At 60.5% G+C, this 19,633-nt stretch carries 17 protein-coding genes; 3 read left to right on the forward strand and 14 right to left on the reverse strand.

Annotated features, from left to right (window positions below; genetic code table 11):
• The first annotated feature begins 90 nt into the window (after window positions 1-90).
• Complete coding sequence (locus tag ACV1FX_RS27095) at window positions 91-1,089, forward strand: LysR family transcriptional regulator (protein ID WP_473120622.1); 999 nt, start codon at window positions 91-93, stop codon at window positions 1,087-1,089.
• On the opposite strand, the gene ACV1FX_RS27100 is transcribed toward ACV1FX_RS27095, so the two are convergent.
• The 4 genes from ACV1FX_RS27100 to ACV1FX_RS27115 are packed head-to-tail and all read right to left on the reverse strand — an operon-like array spanning window position 1,043 to window position 5,743.
• Window positions 1,043-2,119: an amidohydrolase family protein gene (locus ACV1FX_RS27100; protein ID WP_473120623.1), complete on the reverse strand. Its 1,077-nt coding sequence runs from the start codon at window positions 2,117-2,119 to the stop codon at window positions 1,043-1,045. The two genes, ACV1FX_RS27095 and ACV1FX_RS27100, sit on opposite strands and share 47 nt — an antisense overlap.
• Complete coding sequence (locus ACV1FX_RS27105) at window positions 2,116-2,949, reverse strand: citryl-CoA lyase (RefSeq protein WP_473120624.1); 834 nt, start codon at window positions 2,947-2,949, stop codon at window positions 2,116-2,118. The genes ACV1FX_RS27100 and ACV1FX_RS27105 overlap by 4 nt, the downstream gene beginning before the upstream one ends.
• Before the next feature lie 22 nt (window positions 2,950-2,971).
• The gene (locus ACV1FX_RS27110; protein ID WP_473120625.1) at window positions 2,972-4,249 is read right to left on the reverse strand and encodes a CaiB/BaiF CoA transferase family protein; all 1,278 of its coding nucleotides are present in this window, start codon (window positions 4,247-4,249) and stop codon (window positions 2,972-2,974) included.
• Between the two features lie 36 nt (window positions 4,250-4,285).
• Window positions 4,286-5,743 (reverse strand): SLC13 family permease, encoded by a 1,458-nt coding sequence (locus ACV1FX_RS27115; protein ID WP_473120626.1) that lies wholly within the window; start codon window positions 5,741-5,743, stop codon window positions 4,286-4,288.
• 371 nt (window positions 5,744-6,114) lie between these two features.
• Here ACV1FX_RS27115 and ACV1FX_RS27120 point away from each other — a divergent pair, with 371 nt between their 5' ends.
• Window positions 6,115-6,909: an adenylate/guanylate cyclase domain-containing protein gene (locus tag ACV1FX_RS27120; protein WP_473120627.1), complete on the forward strand. Its 795-nt coding sequence runs from the start codon at window positions 6,115-6,117 to the stop codon at window positions 6,907-6,909.
• Window positions 6,910-7,002: 93 nt separating this feature from the next.
• Here the strand turns inward: ACV1FX_RS27120 and ACV1FX_RS27125 are convergent, their stop codons facing one another.
• The 9 genes from ACV1FX_RS27125 to ACV1FX_RS27165 form a co-directional block, all read right to left on the reverse strand.
• Entirely contained in the window at window positions 7,003-8,961 is a 1,959-nt protein-coding gene (locus ACV1FX_RS27125) for a D-apionate lactonase family protein (RefSeq protein WP_473120628.1), read from the reverse strand.
• Window positions 8,962-8,971: 10 nt separating this feature from the next.
• Complete coding sequence (locus ACV1FX_RS27130) at window positions 8,972-10,045, reverse strand: ABC transporter ATP-binding protein (RefSeq protein ID WP_473120629.1); 1,074 nt, start codon at window positions 10,043-10,045, stop codon at window positions 8,972-8,974.
• A 3-nt stretch (window positions 10,046-10,048) separates the two neighbouring features.
• Window positions 10,049-10,843, reverse strand: coding sequence for a carbohydrate ABC transporter permease (locus ACV1FX_RS27135; RefSeq protein ID WP_473120630.1), 795 nt, complete (start codon window positions 10,841-10,843; stop codon window positions 10,049-10,051).
• Between the two features lie 41 nt (window positions 10,844-10,884).
• Window positions 10,885-11,763 (reverse strand): carbohydrate ABC transporter permease, encoded by an 879-nt coding sequence (locus ACV1FX_RS27140; RefSeq protein ID WP_473120631.1) that lies wholly within the window; start codon window positions 11,761-11,763, stop codon window positions 10,885-10,887.
• Between the two features lie 96 nt (window positions 11,764-11,859).
• Window positions 11,860-13,308: an extracellular solute-binding protein gene (locus ACV1FX_RS27145; RefSeq protein ID WP_473120632.1), complete on the reverse strand. Its 1,449-nt coding sequence runs from the start codon at window positions 13,306-13,308 to the stop codon at window positions 11,860-11,862.
• Window positions 13,309-13,371: 63 nt separating this feature from the next.
• The gene (locus tag ACV1FX_RS27150) at window positions 13,372-14,502 is read right to left on the reverse strand and encodes an NAD(P)-dependent oxidoreductase (RefSeq protein ID WP_473120633.1); all 1,131 of its coding nucleotides are present in this window, start codon (window positions 14,500-14,502) and stop codon (window positions 13,372-13,374) included.
• The gene (locus tag ACV1FX_RS27155; protein WP_473120634.1) at window positions 14,418-15,197 is read right to left on the reverse strand and encodes an HpcH/HpaI aldolase family protein; all 780 of its coding nucleotides are present in this window, start codon (window positions 15,195-15,197) and stop codon (window positions 14,418-14,420) included. Before ACV1FX_RS27155 ends, ACV1FX_RS27150 begins: the two co-directional genes overlap by 85 nt.
• 142 nt (window positions 15,198-15,339) lie before the next feature.
• Complete coding sequence (locus ACV1FX_RS27160) at window positions 15,340-16,050, reverse strand: FCD domain-containing protein (RefSeq protein WP_473120635.1); 711 nt, start codon at window positions 16,048-16,050, stop codon at window positions 15,340-15,342.
• A 210-nt stretch (window positions 16,051-16,260) separates the two neighbouring features.
• Window positions 16,261-17,136, reverse strand: a complete 876-nt coding sequence (locus ACV1FX_RS27165; protein ID WP_473120636.1) for a hypothetical protein — start codon at window positions 17,134-17,136, stop codon at window positions 16,261-16,263.
• Window positions 17,137-17,262: 126 nt separating this feature from the next.
• Here ACV1FX_RS27165 and ACV1FX_RS27170 point away from each other — a divergent pair, with 126 nt between their 5' ends.
• A complete protein-coding gene (locus ACV1FX_RS27170; protein ID WP_473120637.1) occupies window positions 17,263-17,958 on the forward strand; it encodes a hypothetical protein in 696 nt (231 codons plus the stop codon).
• Between the two features lie 88 nt (window positions 17,959-18,046).
• Here ACV1FX_RS27170 and ACV1FX_RS27175 read toward each other — a convergent pair whose 3' ends face one another.
• The gene (locus tag ACV1FX_RS27175) at window positions 18,047-19,633 is read right to left on the reverse strand and encodes a methyltransferase regulatory domain-containing protein (RefSeq protein WP_473120638.1); all 1,587 of its coding nucleotides are present in this window, start codon (window positions 19,631-19,633) and stop codon (window positions 18,047-18,049) included.

Here is a 19,633-nt window from a genome sequence, read left to right on the forward strand (position 1 = left end):
GGGGACCAGCTGTGTTAGGCTCAAAATGCCAGACCGTGCGGACAAGGGTCCAATCGCTAATTTTCAAGGACCGATAACCGGGAGGAAGAAATGGACCTTCGCGACCTCGCATACTTTGAGGTGATTGCGGATCTGGGTCATATGGGGCGGGCCGCTGACAAGCTTGGGCGTACGCAACCGGCTTTGACGAAATGCATCCAGCGTCTCGAAGAGGCCGTGGGGGCTGATCTGTTCGAGCGGACGGGGCGCGGAATCGCGCTCACGCGAGTCGGCGAAGTCCTTCTCGCACGTGCCCGACGTATGCGCGAGGCGATGGAGGAATCGTTGCGGGAGGTCACCGATTTCGCGGCCGGTGCTGCCGGACACGTCAGCATCGGCTGCGGCGCGACGATGGGTGAATATCTGCTTCCACAGATATGCCGCGCCATCATCGCCGATGCACCTGGGTTGGCGATCGAGATCCAGATCGGCATGAGCGGCGTGGTCAGGACGGCTCTTCGCGAGCGGACCCTGGATCTGGCGATCGGACCGATACTTCCGTCAGACGAGCAAGAGTTCAGGCACGAGGCGTTCGGTATCGACGAAGTGGTTGTCGTTGCGGCCAAAAATCATCCGTTATGCGGCAAGCCGCTCACCATCCAGAATCTCGTCGCGTCGAAATGGGTTTTGCCGGCTCGAACCGTCGCAATGCGTCAGTGGATCGACAACATATTCGAGGCTCATGGCCTGCCATCTCCGGTCGTCCAGATCGAGACCAACTCGATTACGACTCTGCCCAAGCTGATCGCAGATACGGCCCTGCTCAGTTTTACGTCGACGCGAAACCTTCATCCGCTGCGACTGGGTAGCCAGCTTGATCGATTGATGATCGACACGACCACCATGAGAAGGCCGCTCGGCTTCGTGACCCGCCGTGACGGCTATCTTTCCCCTGCCGCCCAACGGGTCATCACGCTGCTCAAATCCAAAGGACGCGACTTCCTTGAACAGGCGTCGCTGCCGGCTGTGGCGGATGCTCCGGCCGCCGTGTCAGGAATCATCGTCAGTCAGGTAGAGCCAATCCATAAACGCGCGCGGCAGTCCCGCTGAACAGATTGGTCCGATCGCCACTGCTCGCCTGGCGTGTGAGACGCTTGAACGCGTTCCACACCGATCCGTAGCCGGAGGAGCCCTTGTCGACCGGGAAATTACTCTCGAACATGCATCGCTCCGGCCCGAATGCTTCGATGCAGGTTTCGATGTACGGCCGCCATGCCGAGCAGAGGATCTCCGAAGTGGGCGGTGTTTCTCTCGTCTCGAAGTCGAAGCCGTTGATCCGCATGCCCAAGCCACCAAGCTTCACGCAAACATTCTCGCATCTTGCGAGATCGCGGATCGAGCGTGACCATTCCGTGAAAATCTCGTCGCGATGGTCTTTGTAGGCCCCGATTCCGACGATGCCGCCGAGATGATCGAGGACGATCGTCGTTTGCGGGAAGGCTCGCGCGAGTTCCGTGAGTTCGGGGATTTGGGGATGGAACAGCCATGCGTCGAAGACGAGCCCCAGCGGCGCGAGCCGCGCAAACCCCGCCCGGAAGGAATCATCGCGCAAGAGTCCAGGGGGGCCCGCACTGAGCGGGTTCATCAGGCTTCGGTCCGCGTCCCAGACTGTAATATGACGAATACCGCGAAATCGGCGTGGTGAGGCGGTGATGTGCGCTTCCAGCACCGGCGTCACCCGGTCTCCCAGACGCAGATCGGCATGACTGACAATGCCGGCACAAAGGCGCCGCGGGCCATAGTTGCCGCTGGCGCTCATGGCCGCGACGCCGTTGACGAATTCAGTTTCGCCGACGACCCGCATGGAGGTCGGTCCGTCGGCTCGGTACATGGCCTGGCACTGCATGAAGACGCTTGCAGTGACGTTGTGACCGCTAGCGGCAATGTCGGCGACATATTCGTCGAACAAATATCGCCAGCTCTGCCTGTCCCAGAGATGATGATGGGCATCGATGATCGGCAGTTCGGGTTCGAGTGCTTCCTCCGAGCCGCGCGCAAGCCAATCGGGCCGCACGGCGAGATAGTTTCCACCTCCCGACTGACCTGCGAAGCCACTGCCTTCGTTCTTCGACTGGGTCACTTGACGAAGTCCCGAGGAGCGGGCCCCGTGTAGCGATACGGGATTCCGGGCGGCATTGGTCCCTTGATCCGACCACCTTGCTGCGATTGCTCCCATGCATGTGCGAGAATGCCGACCGAACGGGACAGGATGAACAGGCCGCGCCCCAATGCGGGCGAAAAGCCGAGCTCCGAATAGATCACGGCGGTCGCACCGTCGATGTTCATGGGAATTTTTCGACCCTTGCGCCGTTGCATCAGGCCTTCGACCCCGCGGCCGATCGCGGCGAAGCGTCCAGAAACGACATTGTTGGTTCGTGCGGCGTCGACGAGTTCGAGAAGTCGAGGGGACCGAGGATCGACCGGATGAAAACGATGTCCAAACCCGGGCACGATCTTACCGTTCGCGGCGACAAATGCATCAAGACCCGCTTCGATGGCGGCTTCCGCTTCCACGCCCGCGTCTTGGCGACGCGCGATGTCGGCATAAAGCTCCATGCATTGCTCGCCGGCGCCACCGTGCACGTCGTCCAGCACGTTGATCGCAGACGCCATCGCACCATTCAGAGGCAGGCCACAGGTCACTGCCATCCGTCCGATCGCAATCGACGGCGCTTGAGGACCGTGGTCCACGGCGGCAACAAGAGCTGCTTCCAGAAGAGCTCCCTGCTCCGGAGACGGCAAATCACCCTTCAGCATCAGCCATATCATCTGTGGAAACGACACGCGGCCGATCAGTTGCTCGATCGGAAATCCGCGAAACCGGATGACACCGGGCTTCATGTCGATAATTTCTGTTGACCACCATTGGGTCGCCTTTTGCAGAAGGTCCGCGGATGCTGGTTCGGTCATGACGTCTCTCCTCGATTGCGCTTCAAGTGCTCGATGTCTCGGCGCGCGCCTTCAGATCGGGCATCTTGCTGGTTTCCGCGACGCTCGGTTGGTTGTTGAAGGCGACTACGCCGCGCTGGCCGAACGCCTGGATCTCGTCGTCCTTGAAGCCGAGCTGCTTGAGCCATTGCTCGGTGTTTTGTCCAAGGCTCGGCGGCGGCGTCGGCTCGGGATAGTCCGTCTCGAGCCGGAAGCCCGGGCGGGTGACGCGCATCGTCTGGCCACCTGACACCTTGGCCTTCAGGCTTTCCACGAACTTCCGGCCGACCACTTGCTCCTCCCTCAGCACCTGCGGCACGCTCAAAACGCAGCCTGCCGGAACGCCTTTCGCATTGAAGAGCGTCTCCCATTCGGCTGCAGATTTGGCGGCGAGGGCGACTTCGAGCTCCAGTTTCAGAGCTGCGCGATGATCTTTCCTTGACTGACGCTCGCGGAAACGCGGGTCGGACTTCAACTCGGGCCTGCCGACGATGTCGCAAAGCGCCTCATATTGCTTCTGCTCGTTTGCCGCGATGTTCAGCGGTCCGGAACCCGTAGCGAACGTTCCGGACGGTGCGGCGGTGAAATTCTCGTTGCCGATCGGCTGAGGATCGACGTTGGCGTTCAGGTGGTTGGAGACCACCCATCCCATCGCAGCAAGGGTTGCCTCGAGCAGCGAGACGTCGATGCGCCGGCCCCGACCCGTCTGTCGCTGTTCCACGAGTGCGGCGGCAATCGCGAAGGAGGCCGTGAGACCCGCGATCGTATCGGCGATTGGAAATCCGGTGCGCAACGGCGCGGTTTGGGCATCCCCAGTCACGCTCATGACGCCCGACAGTCCCTGAACGATTTGATCGTAGGCCGGCCGTCCCGCCCAGGGGCCGTCCTGTCCGAAGCCGGATATCGCGCAGTAGATGATCCGCGGATTGCGCTTTGCGAGCACCTCATAGCCGAGTCCCAACCTTTCCATGACCTTCGGGCGGAAGTTCTCGAGCACGACGTCCGCCTTCTCGACGAGACGGAGGAATATCTCCTTGCCTTCGTCGGCCTTGAAATCGACGGCGACCGATTGCTTGTCGGCGTTCACCGCGACGAACGACAAGCCCATGAGGTCCTTCGCCATCGCGGGATCGGCGCCGAGGCGGCGTGCAAGGTCGCCGCCCTTGGGATTCTCGACCTTGATCACCTCGGCGCCGAGACGCGCCAGGTGATAGCCGCAGAACGGACCGGCGAGCACGTTGGAAAGGTCGAGAATGCGAATGCCGGCGAGTGGCAATGTCATATGTTTTCTCCGGAGAAAGGGTGGGAGCCTGACAGATCAGACGAGTCCGAGCCAGTGCCACCACGTCGCGGCGCACAGGGAGTAAAGGAGGCAGGCGACGGTGCAGACGACGATGCCGACTTTCGGGAAATCCTCGACCCGCAGTCGCCCCGTTCCATAGACGAGAATGCTTGGCAGCGTGTTGTAAAACATGAGCAGCGGGTAGCCGCCGATGATCATGCCGGCTGGCAGCGCAAGCGCGACGGGATTGACGCCCGCGGTTCCCGCCATGGCCAGAATGATCGGCAACAATGCCGTCGCCATGGCCGTGGTCCCGACGAACATGACATGCATGAATTGCACGATGAACATGACGACCACGATGACGACCAGCGCCGATGCGCCGGCCAAACCGAGCGCGTGGAAGATCGAATTGGCGAGCCAGTTGGCGGCGCCCGTCTTCAACAGAATGTCTCCGAGCGATACGCCACCGCCCGCAATAAGCAGCACCTGCCAGGAAACGCCGCGGTTGGCATCGCTCCAATCCATCACGCCGAAGCGCGGCAGAAACAGAAGACAGGCGCCCAGAAGACAGACGACCGTCGTGTCGAGTCCGGTCAGCCCTTGTGTCGCCCACAACACCGTAACAAAAATGAAAACCGCCAGCGCGCGCCATTCGGCAGCAGACGTTTTGCCCATCGCGGCGAGATTCTGCGAAATCCTTGCGTCGGCCTGCTCATGGCCAACCTTGAACTCCGGCGGAAACACACGTTGAATGAACCACCAGGTGAACATTGTCATGACCAGCGCGGGCGGAAAACCATAAAGGAGCCATTCGGCATAGGTGATGGTGTGGCCGCTTGCTTTCGCGACGAACTCGACCGTCACGGGGTTCGGCACGGTCGCCGTCAAGACTCCGGCGCCGATCGTCGCATTCGTCATCGTCAGGGTCAGAAGCAGATTGATGGCGAACGGCGAGCGCACTCCAGATCCGAAGATGGTGAGGATGCTGAGGCACTCCGGCAGCAGGATTGCGGTACGCGCCGTCGAGGATGGAACGAGAAACGCGAGGGCGATATTGACGAGTGTGACGCCGAGAGTGATCCGGGTCGGTGCACTGCCGAAGCGCGCGAGAATGATATAGGTGATGCGTTCCGCCAGCCGGGTCTTGACCATGGCGGTCGCGAGGATGAAGGCACCGACGATGAGATACACGGGGGACGCCGAAAATCCGTCGAGCGCCGTCCGAAGGTTGGCCGTTCCCGTCAGGACAGCCAAAGGCACGACCATCAGGCTGGCGATCGCCAGCGGTATGGCCTCGGTCAAATAGAGAACGAAAATACACCCGAAGAGCGCGAGAGCCTTGTGTCCCTGGAGCGACAGCGATTCGGGCGTCGGGGCGAACCAAATGGCGGCGGCGACGGCGACGGCGAGCGGAACGCCGATCGCCTTCAGCATCGCCTCCAGCGAACGAGGCGCGCGTTCGCTGCCCTCCGCGTGAGCGTGAGATGACACGTGTTTCCTCCCCTTGGAAGCGTTTGGCGATGGATCGACGCCATCACGGATTGCAAGTCGCGCTTCGCAGGGAGGGATATCTCGTGCGCCGAGCTCGCGTCCAATCGCAAGTTTTCAGGAGATCATAACTTGCGGGAATGTGCCGGAAGCTGGCCGTCGCCACAGTAGCCGGGCTGCCTTGAAGCAAAGTATCAACTATGCCATTGATTTGCTGATCGGCCCGGCAAAGGCCACGCTGCCGAAGCTGAGATCGGATTGACGTAAGAGCCATTGGCTAATCTTCGATCGGCAGTCCAGTTGCAAACGCAGGATTGTACGACTACGCTTTACCGCTAGCTCGTCCAAACGCTCCTGCGATTGGCCTCACGTTCATGCCGAAATTCCTTCGCATCGGTGTCCATCAGTCGAACGTGTCCGGATACACGTCAAAGGCGTGGTGTGTTCGGCGCGTTGGCTCGACGATTTTCCTGAAGTGGGGCGCCGTGGAGGTCCATGGCGCTGGAGATGGGCGGAAGGTTTACTGGACGCTTGCGCCGCGGGAGAAAACAGTTCGCTGCGGTACTGCGCAGCGTGCCCAGGTCTATGCAAAAGCCGCGATCGCGCGTCGCCGCAGTCATCGCTACGAACCGCTGGCCGGACCCATTGCGCTCCCGCGCAGATCCGCCGAGCGCGGCACCGAGCTCAAACAGGCGCTCGCCACGATCCTAATCGTCGATATCGTCCGCTCCACGGAAAAAGCCGCGAAGCTCGGCGATGCGCGTTGGACAAAGGTGATGGGTCTCTATTATGCGGCCGTGCGCAAAGAGCTGAAGACTTCGCGCGGAAAGGAAGTCGTGACGACAGGGGACGGAGTGCTGGCGACGTTCAAGGCGCCGGCTGCCGGGGTCAATTGCGCGACCGCGATCCAAAAGGCCATGCGCACGCTCGGGCTCGAGATCAGGGTAGGGTTGCATGTGGGCGAGTACACGGTGAGTGGGGGCGAAATGGTCGGTCTCGCCTTTCACATCGGCACGCGCGTCGCCGCGAAGGCGCGCGCCGGCGAGGTCCTGGTCTCGAGCGCGGTCAAGAACCTGATGTCGCAGTCTGGAATCCGCTTCAAGGATCACGGCGTTCACCAGCTCAAAGGCGTGCCGGAGCGATGGCGCCTGTACCGTGTCGAACATTAAGGTGTCCAAGTGCAGGCGCCGGTTTCGCTTGGCCGGTGCGATAGCTCAGTGGAATAGCCGAGCTTTCGAATTCAAATCGATGCGCATCGGAGATCAGCCGCTTTTGACTCGGGCAATCCCATATGATGGCAGCTCAAAGCGGCCCACCTTGCGGATGAAAGTGCCGGCCCTGTCGAGCCAAGCGGGATCTCGCACGGCAGCTTCAAAACTTCCTTCGTCGAGAATATTGACGCTGGCTGGGCCTTCGAAGCCCTTGATTTTGACGCGCTGAGGCTCGCCCGCCAGGTTGGCAAGCCAAAGCACATCGCCGGCCTTGTTGCGATAGGCAACAGTGGCAAGCTTTGCAGACGAGTCCGTATCGATCCGTCTTGCGCCGCTCGCAGCGGCAAGTCCTGCAATCACATGGTAGGTGGGGAAGACTCTGGCGTTGCTGCCGTCGAACCACGGCTGGGCGTGGGGCATTCTGCGATAGATCATCCCTTGCGCGCCGGTGACAGAGCCGAGAGCTACGGCGTTGACGCCGGCTTTTGCCGCCGCTGACAGATAGCCAAGGTTCCACGCGGCGGCGAAAAGTCCGCGCTGGCGGGGATCGACATCTGAGAGACAGACCCGCCTGTTGTCGGGGTTTGGCGCAACTGCTGCGCCATAGGGGTTGTCACGACATGGAATACTGGTCGGCCCGATATGATACGGCGCCTTGCCGATCATGGCCCGTGCTGACGTGAAAATCCACGGAAGCGCTTCAAGCGTCTCCATGACCGAGATGTCGTCCGGCGCATGGACAATGGGACAGCCGGTGTGTGTGATGAAATCGAACGTGCCCTTGGGAGCGGGCTTGCGGTTCAATTCGGTGAAATAGGAGAGCATGCCACCGCCAATCATTGCGTCCGGGAAGGAGGCGCGTGCCGCCATCGCCATTTCCTCGTAGGTGGGTCCCCAGGGCCTGGGTGTGTTGGGCTGAAACGATTTGAGATCATGCATCTGAGTGACGACCACGGATGCTGGCGTGAGTCCGGCCGCATTCACTGCGCTCGCAATCGCAGCCACTTCCTTGTCGGCCGACTCCCTGGCCGGCAAAATGATTTCAAGTGTGACCGGGGCGCCCGTTTGCCTTGACAGGTCGCGATAACCGGCAGCGGCCTCTTCCTGTCCCTGCTGGCGTCCGTCGATCTGACAAACGAGCGTCTGAGGCTTCGCGGCAGCGATGAGGTCCACGGCCTCGAGCGCCGCTGCGGCTTCCGTCATCGGCACGCCGACGCCGATTTGCGGAATGCGACCTTTCGTGCCCGCTAGGGTTATGGTCGTGCCGGCGGCCGAGGTCCTTGTTCTCGATTTCGGTGGTTTGCCTGAGACCGTGAGGGTGATCGACTGGCTGAAGCTTTCACCCTTCTCCAGCGTGTACGGCCAGGGATCGAGCAGGGAGCACACATAGGTCTTGTAGGAGGCATCCATCCAGTTTCGATGATCCTCCATCTCGAACTTGTTTCCCTCCATGAGAACGGTCACGGCAACGCCCGGTAACGGCTCGTGCTTGAGTGAGCGGATTTCGAAGATGGGCTGACCCGGGCTGATAAGTTTCGGGAATTTACGCCTGGCTCTCTTCCCATCCGTGTGCACGACTTCAACCGGCCGGCCCACGGTTCCCGCGAGCGGATGCAGCACCACAAACCCTGTGCGATTGGTGAGGAAATCAGAAAGGGGCGTTCCTTCGGCCGAGAACTTCAGTGTCCCATTGCTGCTTGCGTCGATCTTGGCGGAATACCGGATCGACTGATCTTGGTCCTTGCAAATGGCTTGATAGGTGATCCCAAATCCATCCCTGGTTTGGCGGACTTTCAGGTCTTCGATTGCCGGAGCATAGGTGCCCCAGTCCTTATCGCGCGCGATATAGGAGATTCCTCGCAGGATCTCTTCACCGTAGTAGCGGATGTAGCGTAGGGCGCCGCTGTCGAAGACAGCCGAGATGGGACCTGCGGTCAATTCGCGACGCTTGCCTTCCGGAGCTTCGGTTCCGAAGAACTTGATTGCGCGGGCCGGCTTCTTCTGGGCCATGGGAGCTTCCTCAAATGACCTTGTCGGTTTGTGGATCGATCAGAACGGCGCGGGTCATGTCGATGTCGATGCGAATCTGTTCGCCGGGAGCGGTGACCTCGTGAGCCCCGAATTCCGCGGTTATGCTCATTCCGCCGAGTGGCATGTTGACCTGCACCCGCGAGCCAGTCGGTTGGACGAGCTCTATGGTGGAGAGCAATTGCACGTGCCCCGGCGCCGCGTTCGGACCCGCCTTGGCAATGTGCTGGGGCCTGAGTCCCAAGATGACGGCTTGGCCATCAGTCGCGTTGCGCCCGGCGGGCAGGGGGAGCTGCGTTCCGTCGCGAAGGATCACCTCACCGGCTTCGACGGTGGCGGGAAGGAAGTTCATCTTCGGACTTCCGAGGAAGCCGGCCACGAAGCGCGTCGCGGGCCGATCGAACAAATCGAGCGGCGTGCCGAGTTGTTCAACTGTGCCGTCTCTCAGCAGCGCGATACGGTCAGCAAGCGTCATCGCCTCGATCTGGTCGTGAGTGACGTAGATGATGGTGCGGCCGAGCTCCTGATGAAGCCGCTTGATTTCAACCCGCATGTCGTCGCGAAGCTGCGCATCGAGATTGCTCAGCGGTTCATCGAATAAAAACAGCAGCGCGTCGCGCACGATCGCGCGGCCGATCGCGACGCGTTGGCGCTGACCGCCGGAAAGCTCCCGTGGAAATCGGTCGAGAAGTTGCGCGATGCCGAGCATATCGGCGGCGCGTTTTACGCGTTTGTCTATTTGGGTGGACGCAACCTTCCGTGCTCGCAAGCCAAATGCAATATTTTCGTAGACGTTGAGATAGGGATAGAGCGCGTAATTCTGGAACACCATCGCGATGTCGCGATCGCGCGGGCGGGCCCATGTGACGTTCTTTCCGCCGATTTCGATCGTTCCGGCGCTCGCTTCCTCGAGTCCTGCGATAGTGCGGAGCAGGGTTGATTTGCCGCAACCCGACGGGCCAACAAGTACCGTGAATTCGCCCGATGGCACCTCAAGATCGATTCCCTTGACGGCGTGATAGGTTCCGTAGTGCTTGTGGAGTCCGGTAATCTTCAGGTCCGACACGAGCTAGCCCTTGACTGCGCCCATGGATATGCCGCGGACGAGATAGCGCTGCAGCGTTGCCACGGTGATGAAGACGGGAATGGTCCCGAGCACCGACATCGCGGCGATCTTGGACCAGAAGTTCGACTGGCCGCCAAAGTAGTGCGTGACCTGGACCGTGTAGGTCGTGACCTCGGTGCGGGTGAGGACCAGCGCAAACAGAAAGTCGTTCCAGGAAAAGACGAAAGTGAAAACGGCGGTGGCGAACAATCCGGAGCGCGCCATCGGAAATACCACCTTCCACAGGACCTCCCAGCGGCTGCAGCCGTCGATGAGGGCGCTCTCTTCAAGCTCTGGCGGAATTTCCTCGATATAGCCGCGCATCATCCAGATCACATAAGGCAGGCTGAACGCCGTATAGAGGATGATGAGTCCGATGTAGGTATCGACCCAGCCGAGCCAGACATAGAAGAGGAAGATCGGGAATGCGATGGCCACGGGAGGCATCATGCGCTGCGATACGATCCATACGCTGAGGTTTTCGCCGCCTGTCTTGAAGCGCGCCAGTGAGTAGGCCGCTATGGTGCCGAAGATCATGGCGAAGAAGGTCGACACTGAAGACAGTACCAGGCTGTTGCCGACTGTTTTGGCGTCGCCATCCTTGAACAGGACCGCATAATTGTTGAACTGGATGCTCTTCGGATACCATACCGGCGGAAAAGCGAAGATCTCGCCGGGCGTCTTGAACGAAATGGCAAACAGCCAGTAGATCGGAAAGACGAATATGACGACGAGGAGCGTCGCGATGAGATAGCGCAAGACGAGCTTCGTTTCCTTTCGGCGATGAAACGGTACGCCTTTCATTTTGCCAGCCCCATGCGCCGAATGGCCCAGGTCACGATAACGGTGAGAAGCGCGATGACAAGGAACGCGATCGCCGCCGTATAGCTCGTCTCGAACTGCTTGAAGCCCTGGATATAGGTATAGACGGAAATGGTCTCGGTCATGGTGCCGGGGCCGCCCGTCGTGAGCGCCCAGATGATGTCGAAGATGCGGAAGAGATCGAGGCCACGGATCAGAATGGCGACCGACATGACCGGAAAGATTGCGGGGAGGACAACATAGCGGAAGCTGCGCCAGAACCGCGCTCCATCGATCTCCGCGGCCTCGGTCAATGAGCGATCGACATTGGAAAGGGCGGCGAGCAAGATCAGGAACATGAATGGTGTCCACTGCCAGATCTCGCAGAAGATGATGGCGGGATAGACGAGACCGGGATTGACAGTCCACAGGGCCGGCACAGGGTGGCCGGCGAACCAGCCAATGATCTGGTTGATCGGTCCATAGCGGTTATCGAACAGGAGCCGCCATGTGGCGCCGGCGACGATCGGTGAGATGATTGTTGGCAGCACCAGCAGCGAAACCAGGAACTGGCGACCGGGTAAGCGGTCGAGGAACAGGTAGGCCATGGCGAGGCCGAGCAGCAGCTCGATGGGCAGGGCTATGACCATGATGAGCACTGTGTGGAGGAGCGACTGCCATAGTCTCGCATCATGAAAGAGCTGGACGTAATTCACCAACCCGGCAAAGGATGTGTCGGTCTCCAGCATGGTGACGCGCATGAAGCTCACCACCAACGAGAAGATCAGTGGGAACAGGCCGACCAGCAAAAGCAGGAAGATGGCCGGCGAGATCAGCCAGTACTTGAAGTTGCGGTCGGGATGAGCGATGGCGGCCATGGCTGAGGTCGGGATCCCTTCCGCTTTATCTCGTGCTGTGGTCGACAGCGGGCGAAGGCCTCTCCCGCCGGAAGGCGGGAGAGGAAGCGGCGTACTTTAGGTTTTCGGATAGGCGCCGGACTCAGCGGCCCAGGCCGCATAGACTGCCTTCTGCTTGTCGGTGCCGATCTTCTGCGTAATGTCGTTCCACTGGGTTGCTGCTGCATCGAGGATCGTCTTCGGATCGTCGCCCGCCCACAGCTTCGAAATCGCCTGGCGCAAGACTTCCTCATATTTGTCGGTTTGCAGAAGCGACAGATCGAGAAGGCCCGTCTGCGAGGCCTGTTTCAAGGCCGCCAGATAGTCCTTGGCGTTTGGCCACAGTGCGAGATAGCCAGGATCCGCATAGTGCGAGTCGCGGAACGGATCGCGTAGCGTATAGGGAAGCTGAACCCGCTGACGGCTCACATCTTCGCTGTTGAGCCACTGGATGAACAGATAGGCGGCATCCTTGTTCTTCGAGGTGGACGATATCGACAACGCGAAGCCTGCAGCGAGCTCGGGATGTCCTCCCGGCGGTAGGGCGTACCCCACCTTGCCTGCGATGGCTGTTTTGGGGACCCAGTTCAGTGCCTCCTGATCCGTACCATAGCCCTCGGCCCAGCGCCCATAGGGTGGCCAGGAGATGGTCATGGCCGACTGGCCTTGCAGGAAAGTCGCGAGATTTTCCACGAAGCCGAACTGCTCCACGCCTGGCGGCATGAACTTGTTCTCGTTGCGCATGTCCGTGAAGACCTTGACGCCGACATCGGAGTTGATCGTGGCCTTCATGGTGTCAGCGTCGAAGAACTTGCCGCCCTCATTGCGGAAGCGTTCCTCGAACATGTACATCGCGTAAGGAGGCTGCCGAAAGAAGGAGGCGCCGTAGATGCCCTTGTCCTTCAGGACATCCGTAAGACCAGCTCCAACGACATCGAATTCCGCCCAGGTCTTCGGTACCGCGAGATCCTTGCCCGTCTTCTCCTTGAAGGCCTTCTGCACGGCCGGATCCTCGAAGAGGTCGCGCCGGTAGTACATCAGGAAGACGTCACCATCGTCGGGGAAGCCATAAATCTTGCCGCCAACTTTCATCTGGTTGTCGCGGTAGGTCGGCGCAATCGTCTGCAGCTCAGAGGCGTAACCGTATTTCTCGACATAGGGGTCAAGCACCTCGAGCGCGCCGGCCTGGGCAAGGTCGGGCATCCAGGCGGGAATCACGTTGAGAGCGTCATAGGCGCCGGCTCCCGATTTGTAGTCCTGCATGATCTTGGTGAACATCTCGGCAGTTGCGACCTCGACCACCTTCACGTCCATCCCGGTCAACTCTTTCCACTTCGGACCGGAGAAGTGAGTGGGATCGAGCGATTGAAGCCCTGCCTCCCAGACAATCGTGATCGTGCGTCCCTTGTATTGCTGCGCTGCCTTGACGGCGGTGTCGGCAGCCGACGCGGCCCATGCCGGCCTTTCCATGGTCGCAACGAGGCCGGCACCGAGACTGATCTTTCCGAAATCACGTCTATTGATCATCGTGTCCTCCCGTTCCTTGATTGATATTTCAAATGTCCCTCGCTCGTTTGCGGCGAGGAATTTTCAATTTCCAAATTGGCGGTTGTACTCCTGCAGTTTGCGCTGGAAATTCGGTTTCTCGAGGACCGCGCGATTGACGATACCGCGCGGGATTCGTCCGTGCTGAATGTCGAGTACAGCCCTGATATCGGCTGCACCATTTCCGGCGAAGCACTGATCGGTCCAGCACAGTGCGTGAGGCGTTGCGATGACGTTATCGAGCGCGAAAAGAGGATCGGACGGATCGGTCGGTTCCTGCTCGAACACATCGAGGGCCGCGCCAGCGATCCGGCCTTTCGCCAGAGCATCCGTGAGTGCCCTCTGATCGACGATCGATCCGCGCGCGGTATTGATGAAGAAGGCGGTATTCTTCATCAGGGCGAGACGGCCGGCGTTCACGAGATGGCGCGTCTCGGCCGTCAGCGGACAGTTCATCGTAACGATGTCGGCGCGGGCGAACACGTCGTCGAGAGCGACGAGTTCGACGCCCAGCGTGGCCGCCAGCTTGGTGTCCCCAAGTGGATCATGAGCGATGAATTTCATGTCGAACGGCTTGGCGAGCCGAAACAACTCGGCCCCGATATTGCCGATCCCGATCGAGCCGAGCACCTTGCCGACCAGGCCAAAACCCATATGCTCGCCGCGGGCCGCAAAGCCTTCTGGACCCTGCCGGGTGAGCTTGTCCTTGACCATCAGCTTTCCCGCGAGTGCGAGGATGAAGGTCATGATCGACACAGCGACGGGCCGGCGGACGCCGTCCGGCGTGATCGCCAACGCGATATCGCCGGCGGTGCAGGTCGGAACGTCCACCGTGTCATAACCAACGCCAAAGCGGGCGATGATGCTGAGCCTGCCGCTTTTCGGTGCGCTTTCGGGCGCAAAGCGGTGAGCCAGCAGGATAAGCGCGTCGAAGTCTTCAAGGTCGCTGCTGCGCAGAGGGTTGGCATTATCCAAATAGGCCATTTCCACGCCGGGGGCCTCCAGCAGAGGCTTCAGATCGAAATCGGGGTAGACGGCCGAGCCGTCGGCCTTCTTGAAATCGCCCGAAAGGGCAACACGGAACGATGCGTTCATGTCATGCATCCTTTCCGCAGGGTGGTGATTGCGGCGGCCAGAGCATCCCGAAGCACCCACACATCGCCCGAATAGCAGCAAAAATCGAAGCCCTGCTTGTAGAGCGCTATGCCGACCTCGGTGGTCGGCACAAGGCGGCCCAGCGCTTTCTTGTGCTTCTTGGCAGCCGCAATCGTCTGCTCGACCGCCTTCAGAAATTTCGGATGGTCGAACTGGCCGGGGATGCCAAGTGATACTGACAAGTCGAAATGACCGACCCACAGGCAGTCGACGCCGCCGAGGGCGGCAATCGCGTCGGCATTTTTGGCGCCTTCAGCAGTCTCGATCTGGCAGAACAGCGTTGTCCGCTCGTTGGCCGCCGCAAGCTTCTCGGGCACCGGACCCTGCCCATAGGCATCATGGGCAATACTCAAGGCAACGCCACGTCGCCCGTCCGGATAATATTTCATGCAGTTGACGACAGCTTCTGCTTCTGCGGCGGTGCTGACCATCGGGATCATGATCCCTTCCGCACCCGCGTCGCAGGCGCGCGCGATGTGGTGATATTCCTTTGAAGGCACACGGACGATGGCCGGCAATCCTGCGGCTTCAAAATAGCGTAGAGCACTTTTGACGGTTTCGAAGCCGAAGCCCGAATGCTCCAGGTCGAAAAGCGCGAAATCGCAGCCGGCTTGTTTGAGGATATGGCCAATTCCCGGAGTGGCAAACTCGACGATGAAATGACCAAGCTTGGCCTCGGCCGCGCGGGTCATTTGCTTGAGGTCGGCACGAACCATTGTTCATCCTCCCGTCTGGCAACTGTTGATCGATCCCTCGAAGTTGGATCAACCCCAGTCAACGTTCTTGTTCAGGTCGGCGCGATGAGCTTGCACCATCGCGGCTGGCATTGGCTTGAGCTTGACGATGACCACGAACCGTTCATTTGCCCGCCCTCCGGACCTTCCAGTAGAGCTTGCCAACCTGATCGAGGTGCGAGCGCATGCGGGCATCGGCAAGCTCGGGATCGTGTGCCTTGATCGCTTCGAAGATCGCGACGTGCGCGTCGAAGGCGACCCGGTTCTGTCCGGGATAGCTGAGCGTCACGCGTCTTTGGTCGACGAGCCAATCGATGATGGCTCGGTGCATGACCACATAGATGGGATTCTTGGGGATCGTGGCTATCGCGTAGTGAAACGTTATATCCGAGTCCTCAAAGCGTTGGACGTCGCCAATCGACTTGTAGTTCGTATCAAGCGCATCGCTCAGGTAGCGGATGTCCTTTGCGGTGGCGTTGCGTGCTGCATCACGTGCGAGGCCGGTCTCAAAGAGAGCGCGAGCATCCTGGAAATGACGAATGCCGTCGTCATCGGAGAGCAGATATTTGGCGCTGCTCGACAGTGACGTCATGACGGCTTCAGCATTGGGGGCTGTGACCCGTGCCCGCGAACCCGCCCGGAGATCAACAAGTCCTGCGCGCTGCAGGTGAAACAGTGCCTCGCGGATCGCTGTTCGGCCGACGCCAAACTCCGCCATGAGCTGACGTTCTGATGGCAGCTCGACACCGGCCACCAATTCCCGATCGCGTATCCTCTGCTCGAGGATACCGACAACCTGCTCAAAGAGACGCGATCGTTTGAGCTGAGGGGACATTGGTATACCTAGTATACCAGGGTACGCTAGGTCGTACGGTTGGCGCTGTCAATAAGCCGCGGGGGCCAGTTCGGCCCGCAAGCATCGGGCGCATACGTCGGGGCCCGCGGAAAATCTCATCAGGTAGTGTGAGCAACTCCTCCGGGACAGCCACGGCTCAGGCGCATGTGCACGTGCACGACAGGATGTCCGAGTGAAATTCGATCCGCGTCAGCGCGTGCCCTTCTTCGAACCGAACAGGTCGTGCGTTCCACTGATGCTGACCGTTCCCGAGCACTCGAACCCGCCGAAGATTCCGCAGGAGCCGGTCACCGTGACGCGCAAGTCCTTGCGCCGATACATGTCGACCGATATGCCCAGGCGCGAAAAGTCGTTCGCGCTGTTCGGAAGGATCAGGTCGATGTGTTCGGCCGCCCAACGCGGCAGTGGCAGGATGGTTTTCAAGAACAGTTCATTTCCGGCGTGGTGCGCGAAGTTCGGCCCGACCGTGAGTGCACCGTCCGCGCCCTCGAACACGAAGCCCGTTTCATCGATGTGAACGTTCACCCGATCGGGAGCTACCGCGAAATGCAGCGAGGTGATGTCTTGCGGCTGCGGGTCCTTGCCGAATTGCGAACTGTAGGCGTCGCTCCACTGCCCGCGGTCGCGTCCAAGCCCGAAGCCGTGCCGGCCCGGCAGGTCCCGCGTTGAAAGTGGCCTGTCGGACAGCGTTGGGCGCCAGATCTCTCGAAACCCCTTGCCGATCGTCGCGCCCATCGACAGATCGAGGGCCCAATGCGACGGTTTCTCCGGGCTTTGACCTTCGGCGAAGGCGTCGAAGCCGTCCGGCGTCTTGGCAATGCGCAGCTTCTTGATCAGGTCTTCCCAATTCTTCGGCAGGAATGTGACGCCATCGAGCGTGTTCGTCGCTGCAGCGACGCCGTACTTCTCGAGTTGGTTTCGGATGTAGGGCTTTTCGTCGTAGAGGCGCACATCGGGATTGGGCCCCGCGAAGTAGTTCGCCAAGTCGATCTGCGGCCGAAACATGGTTAGTCGCGCCGCGATTTTCCGGTAGGTGTCGGTCGTCGTCGGGTTGGTGGTCGTCACGGGGCCGCCCTCCGAGTCAAGACTAATCTCTGGTTGGTCTGACCCGGGCTGGTCCGGGTTCACTGCCGGATCGCCGAATGATGCTGTCGACCGGTCGAGTTCCCGTCATATCGACGTGGAGCTCACTTGAACCTCCTGACTGGACGCGTCGACAACCATTCGCGGGGTGGTGTCAACAGCGAGTGCGAACCGATGTCGCTGCGGAGTAGAGTACTAGACGTCCTCAACGGCCCGGCGGTCGCGCGTATCCGCTTTCGGTTTCCGATCCGTGGCAGCCACGTGACGATTGCACCGCAAACATTCCATCACGTCGCGCGCGCGATCCGATTGGGGCAGGTCACCGTCAGGGTTCCGACCGATCTCGCGGCAGGCGTCGCCGCGCAATATAATGATGTCGCGCGAACGCGAGCGGACGGCACAGCGGTTGCAGCGAACACGCTCGAGGTCGTGTCGGCGACGGGGCGGATGGACGAGGCCTATATCGTCCACGAGGCCCTGCATGCGGCCTACGATCTGTTGCGCACCGGCCTCGACGGCAATGCGGAAGAGGCGTCCGCCTACGTCTGTACTGCGCTCTATTGCCGCATGACAGGCCTGCCGCGACCTCGTTGGGCCAACGGTCCGATCTACGCCAATGCCGCGGAGGTTGCCCGAACGCTGCTATCGCAATATCAGAAGGGCGATCCTGGAATTCCCTGGGTCGGCGAGCATGAATGGCGGATGCTGCGCGCCGGTGTCGGCTTTGATCCAGTCTATGCCAGCGGTCCGGGCGGCATTCTCACCGGTTGGCTCCTGGGCCAGCAATACACCCACGATGGCTGAGTAACGGGGCCGCATCCGTCCTAACAAGCGGCAAGAGTTTCCTGCTGCTTGCACCCCTTTCTTCCAGAGATCGACGCCGCGTGGCGCGTCAGGCGACCAACAGGCCCAGCTTGCCAACCATGCCAAGCGAACGTTGAACGCTTTCGCGAGTCGACAGCAGCAGCGCCTCGGTGGCGTGTCCGGCACTACCTGTCTGGTCGATCCGGGTAGTTGGGCCGAATCTTTCGGTCATCTCTGCGATGATCTGGTCGATGGTCCGGGCACCGTCGAGCAACTGCAGAAAATCCCGGGTGCGATCGTCCTCCAACTGCACCGTTTGATGGAGGAGGTTGGTGACCAGCCGACCTGTTTGCGCCTGCTTCCGTGCGAGCAGGCTTGCCTGCGGGCGGTCGGAAACCTCCTTCAAGAGAAAGGGTGGTGATAACAGGAAAGCAACCTCGCCGCTGCAAGCCAGGATGAACATCGCTTCCGTTAGCACCCGCTGGTCATCATCCGCCTGCCGGCCGCCAAGCAGCGCGCGGGCGTCATCAAGCAGTTCGCCGAATGACAATGCGCGCGGCCAGGCCCGGCCGAGACACAGATGCGCAGCCTTCAGAAGCGGATTGGTCACCGTGACCCTGCTGCCGTCCTGGTTCTCGAATTCCATCGCGGACTCGTCGGTCAGGCAGGCGTCTGGATCGACCGGACTGGTTGTGCTCAGCAAATGGAACCTGGTGACGAAATCGACGTCGATCTGGCGGGAGAGCGAAACGCTGTCGTGGCAGAGCAAAGTACGCCGAAAGCCGTTGCCGTCGATAAAGTCCTGATACTGATCGCGCGCCATGAACTCACTCTCCGGGAAGCGCTGCAGCGTCGCGCGAACATCCTCGGAGTAGCCGGCAAGATAGCGTCGTGAAAAATCAGCGTCGCTCAGATATTGCAGGCCGTGGCGGCCTGCGTCCTCGACGACCTCGTGCAACAGGAAGGCGGTCGCGCCCTCGTCGAGATCATCGTGAAACAACAACTCGTCGGGGGCCTTGAGAACGCGATTGCACTGGTCGCGCATGATCGCTCCGTGAACCGAGTTGGCCTTCGAGCCGTCGCTCAGGAACTTCAGGATCGCGCGGGCCTGTCCTACCTTCTCCTTCATGCCGGTGAGATGGCGGGTGTGATACCGCATCATGTCACGGACCATGTCGCGAAGATGCGAGAACGGGTGCGCATTGTAGCTGACATAACAGATTCCGCGCGGGGCCAGGTTCTGCTTGAAGATCATCATCATCTTCTCGCGCACCGCCGGCGGCACCCATGAATACACGCCGTGTGCGATGACGTAGTCGAACTTCCCGAAATTGGCGTCGACATTCATGATGTCGCAATGCAGCAGCTTGATGTTGCTCAAGCCCAATGTAGCGATATTCCGCTGGCCGCGCTCGATCGTCACGCCGCTCAGGTCGACACCGATGAATTCGCTGTTCGGATATTGAAAGGCCATCGGCAACAGATTGCCGCCAACTCCGCAGCCGAGCTCCAGCACCCGGCAGCGCTCGACCGGAGCCGGCTGCATGCCGTAGACGGCAGCAATGGTTGCGAGATGGTTCGGATGAGTGAGCCCATAGACGTGGCCGGGGTAGTAGACCTCGTCGTACGGTGTGGGGCCGGTGGTCGGGTGGCGATGCTCGGTTTGAATGTTCAT

Source organism: Bradyrhizobium ingae (genome assembly GCF_055791185.1).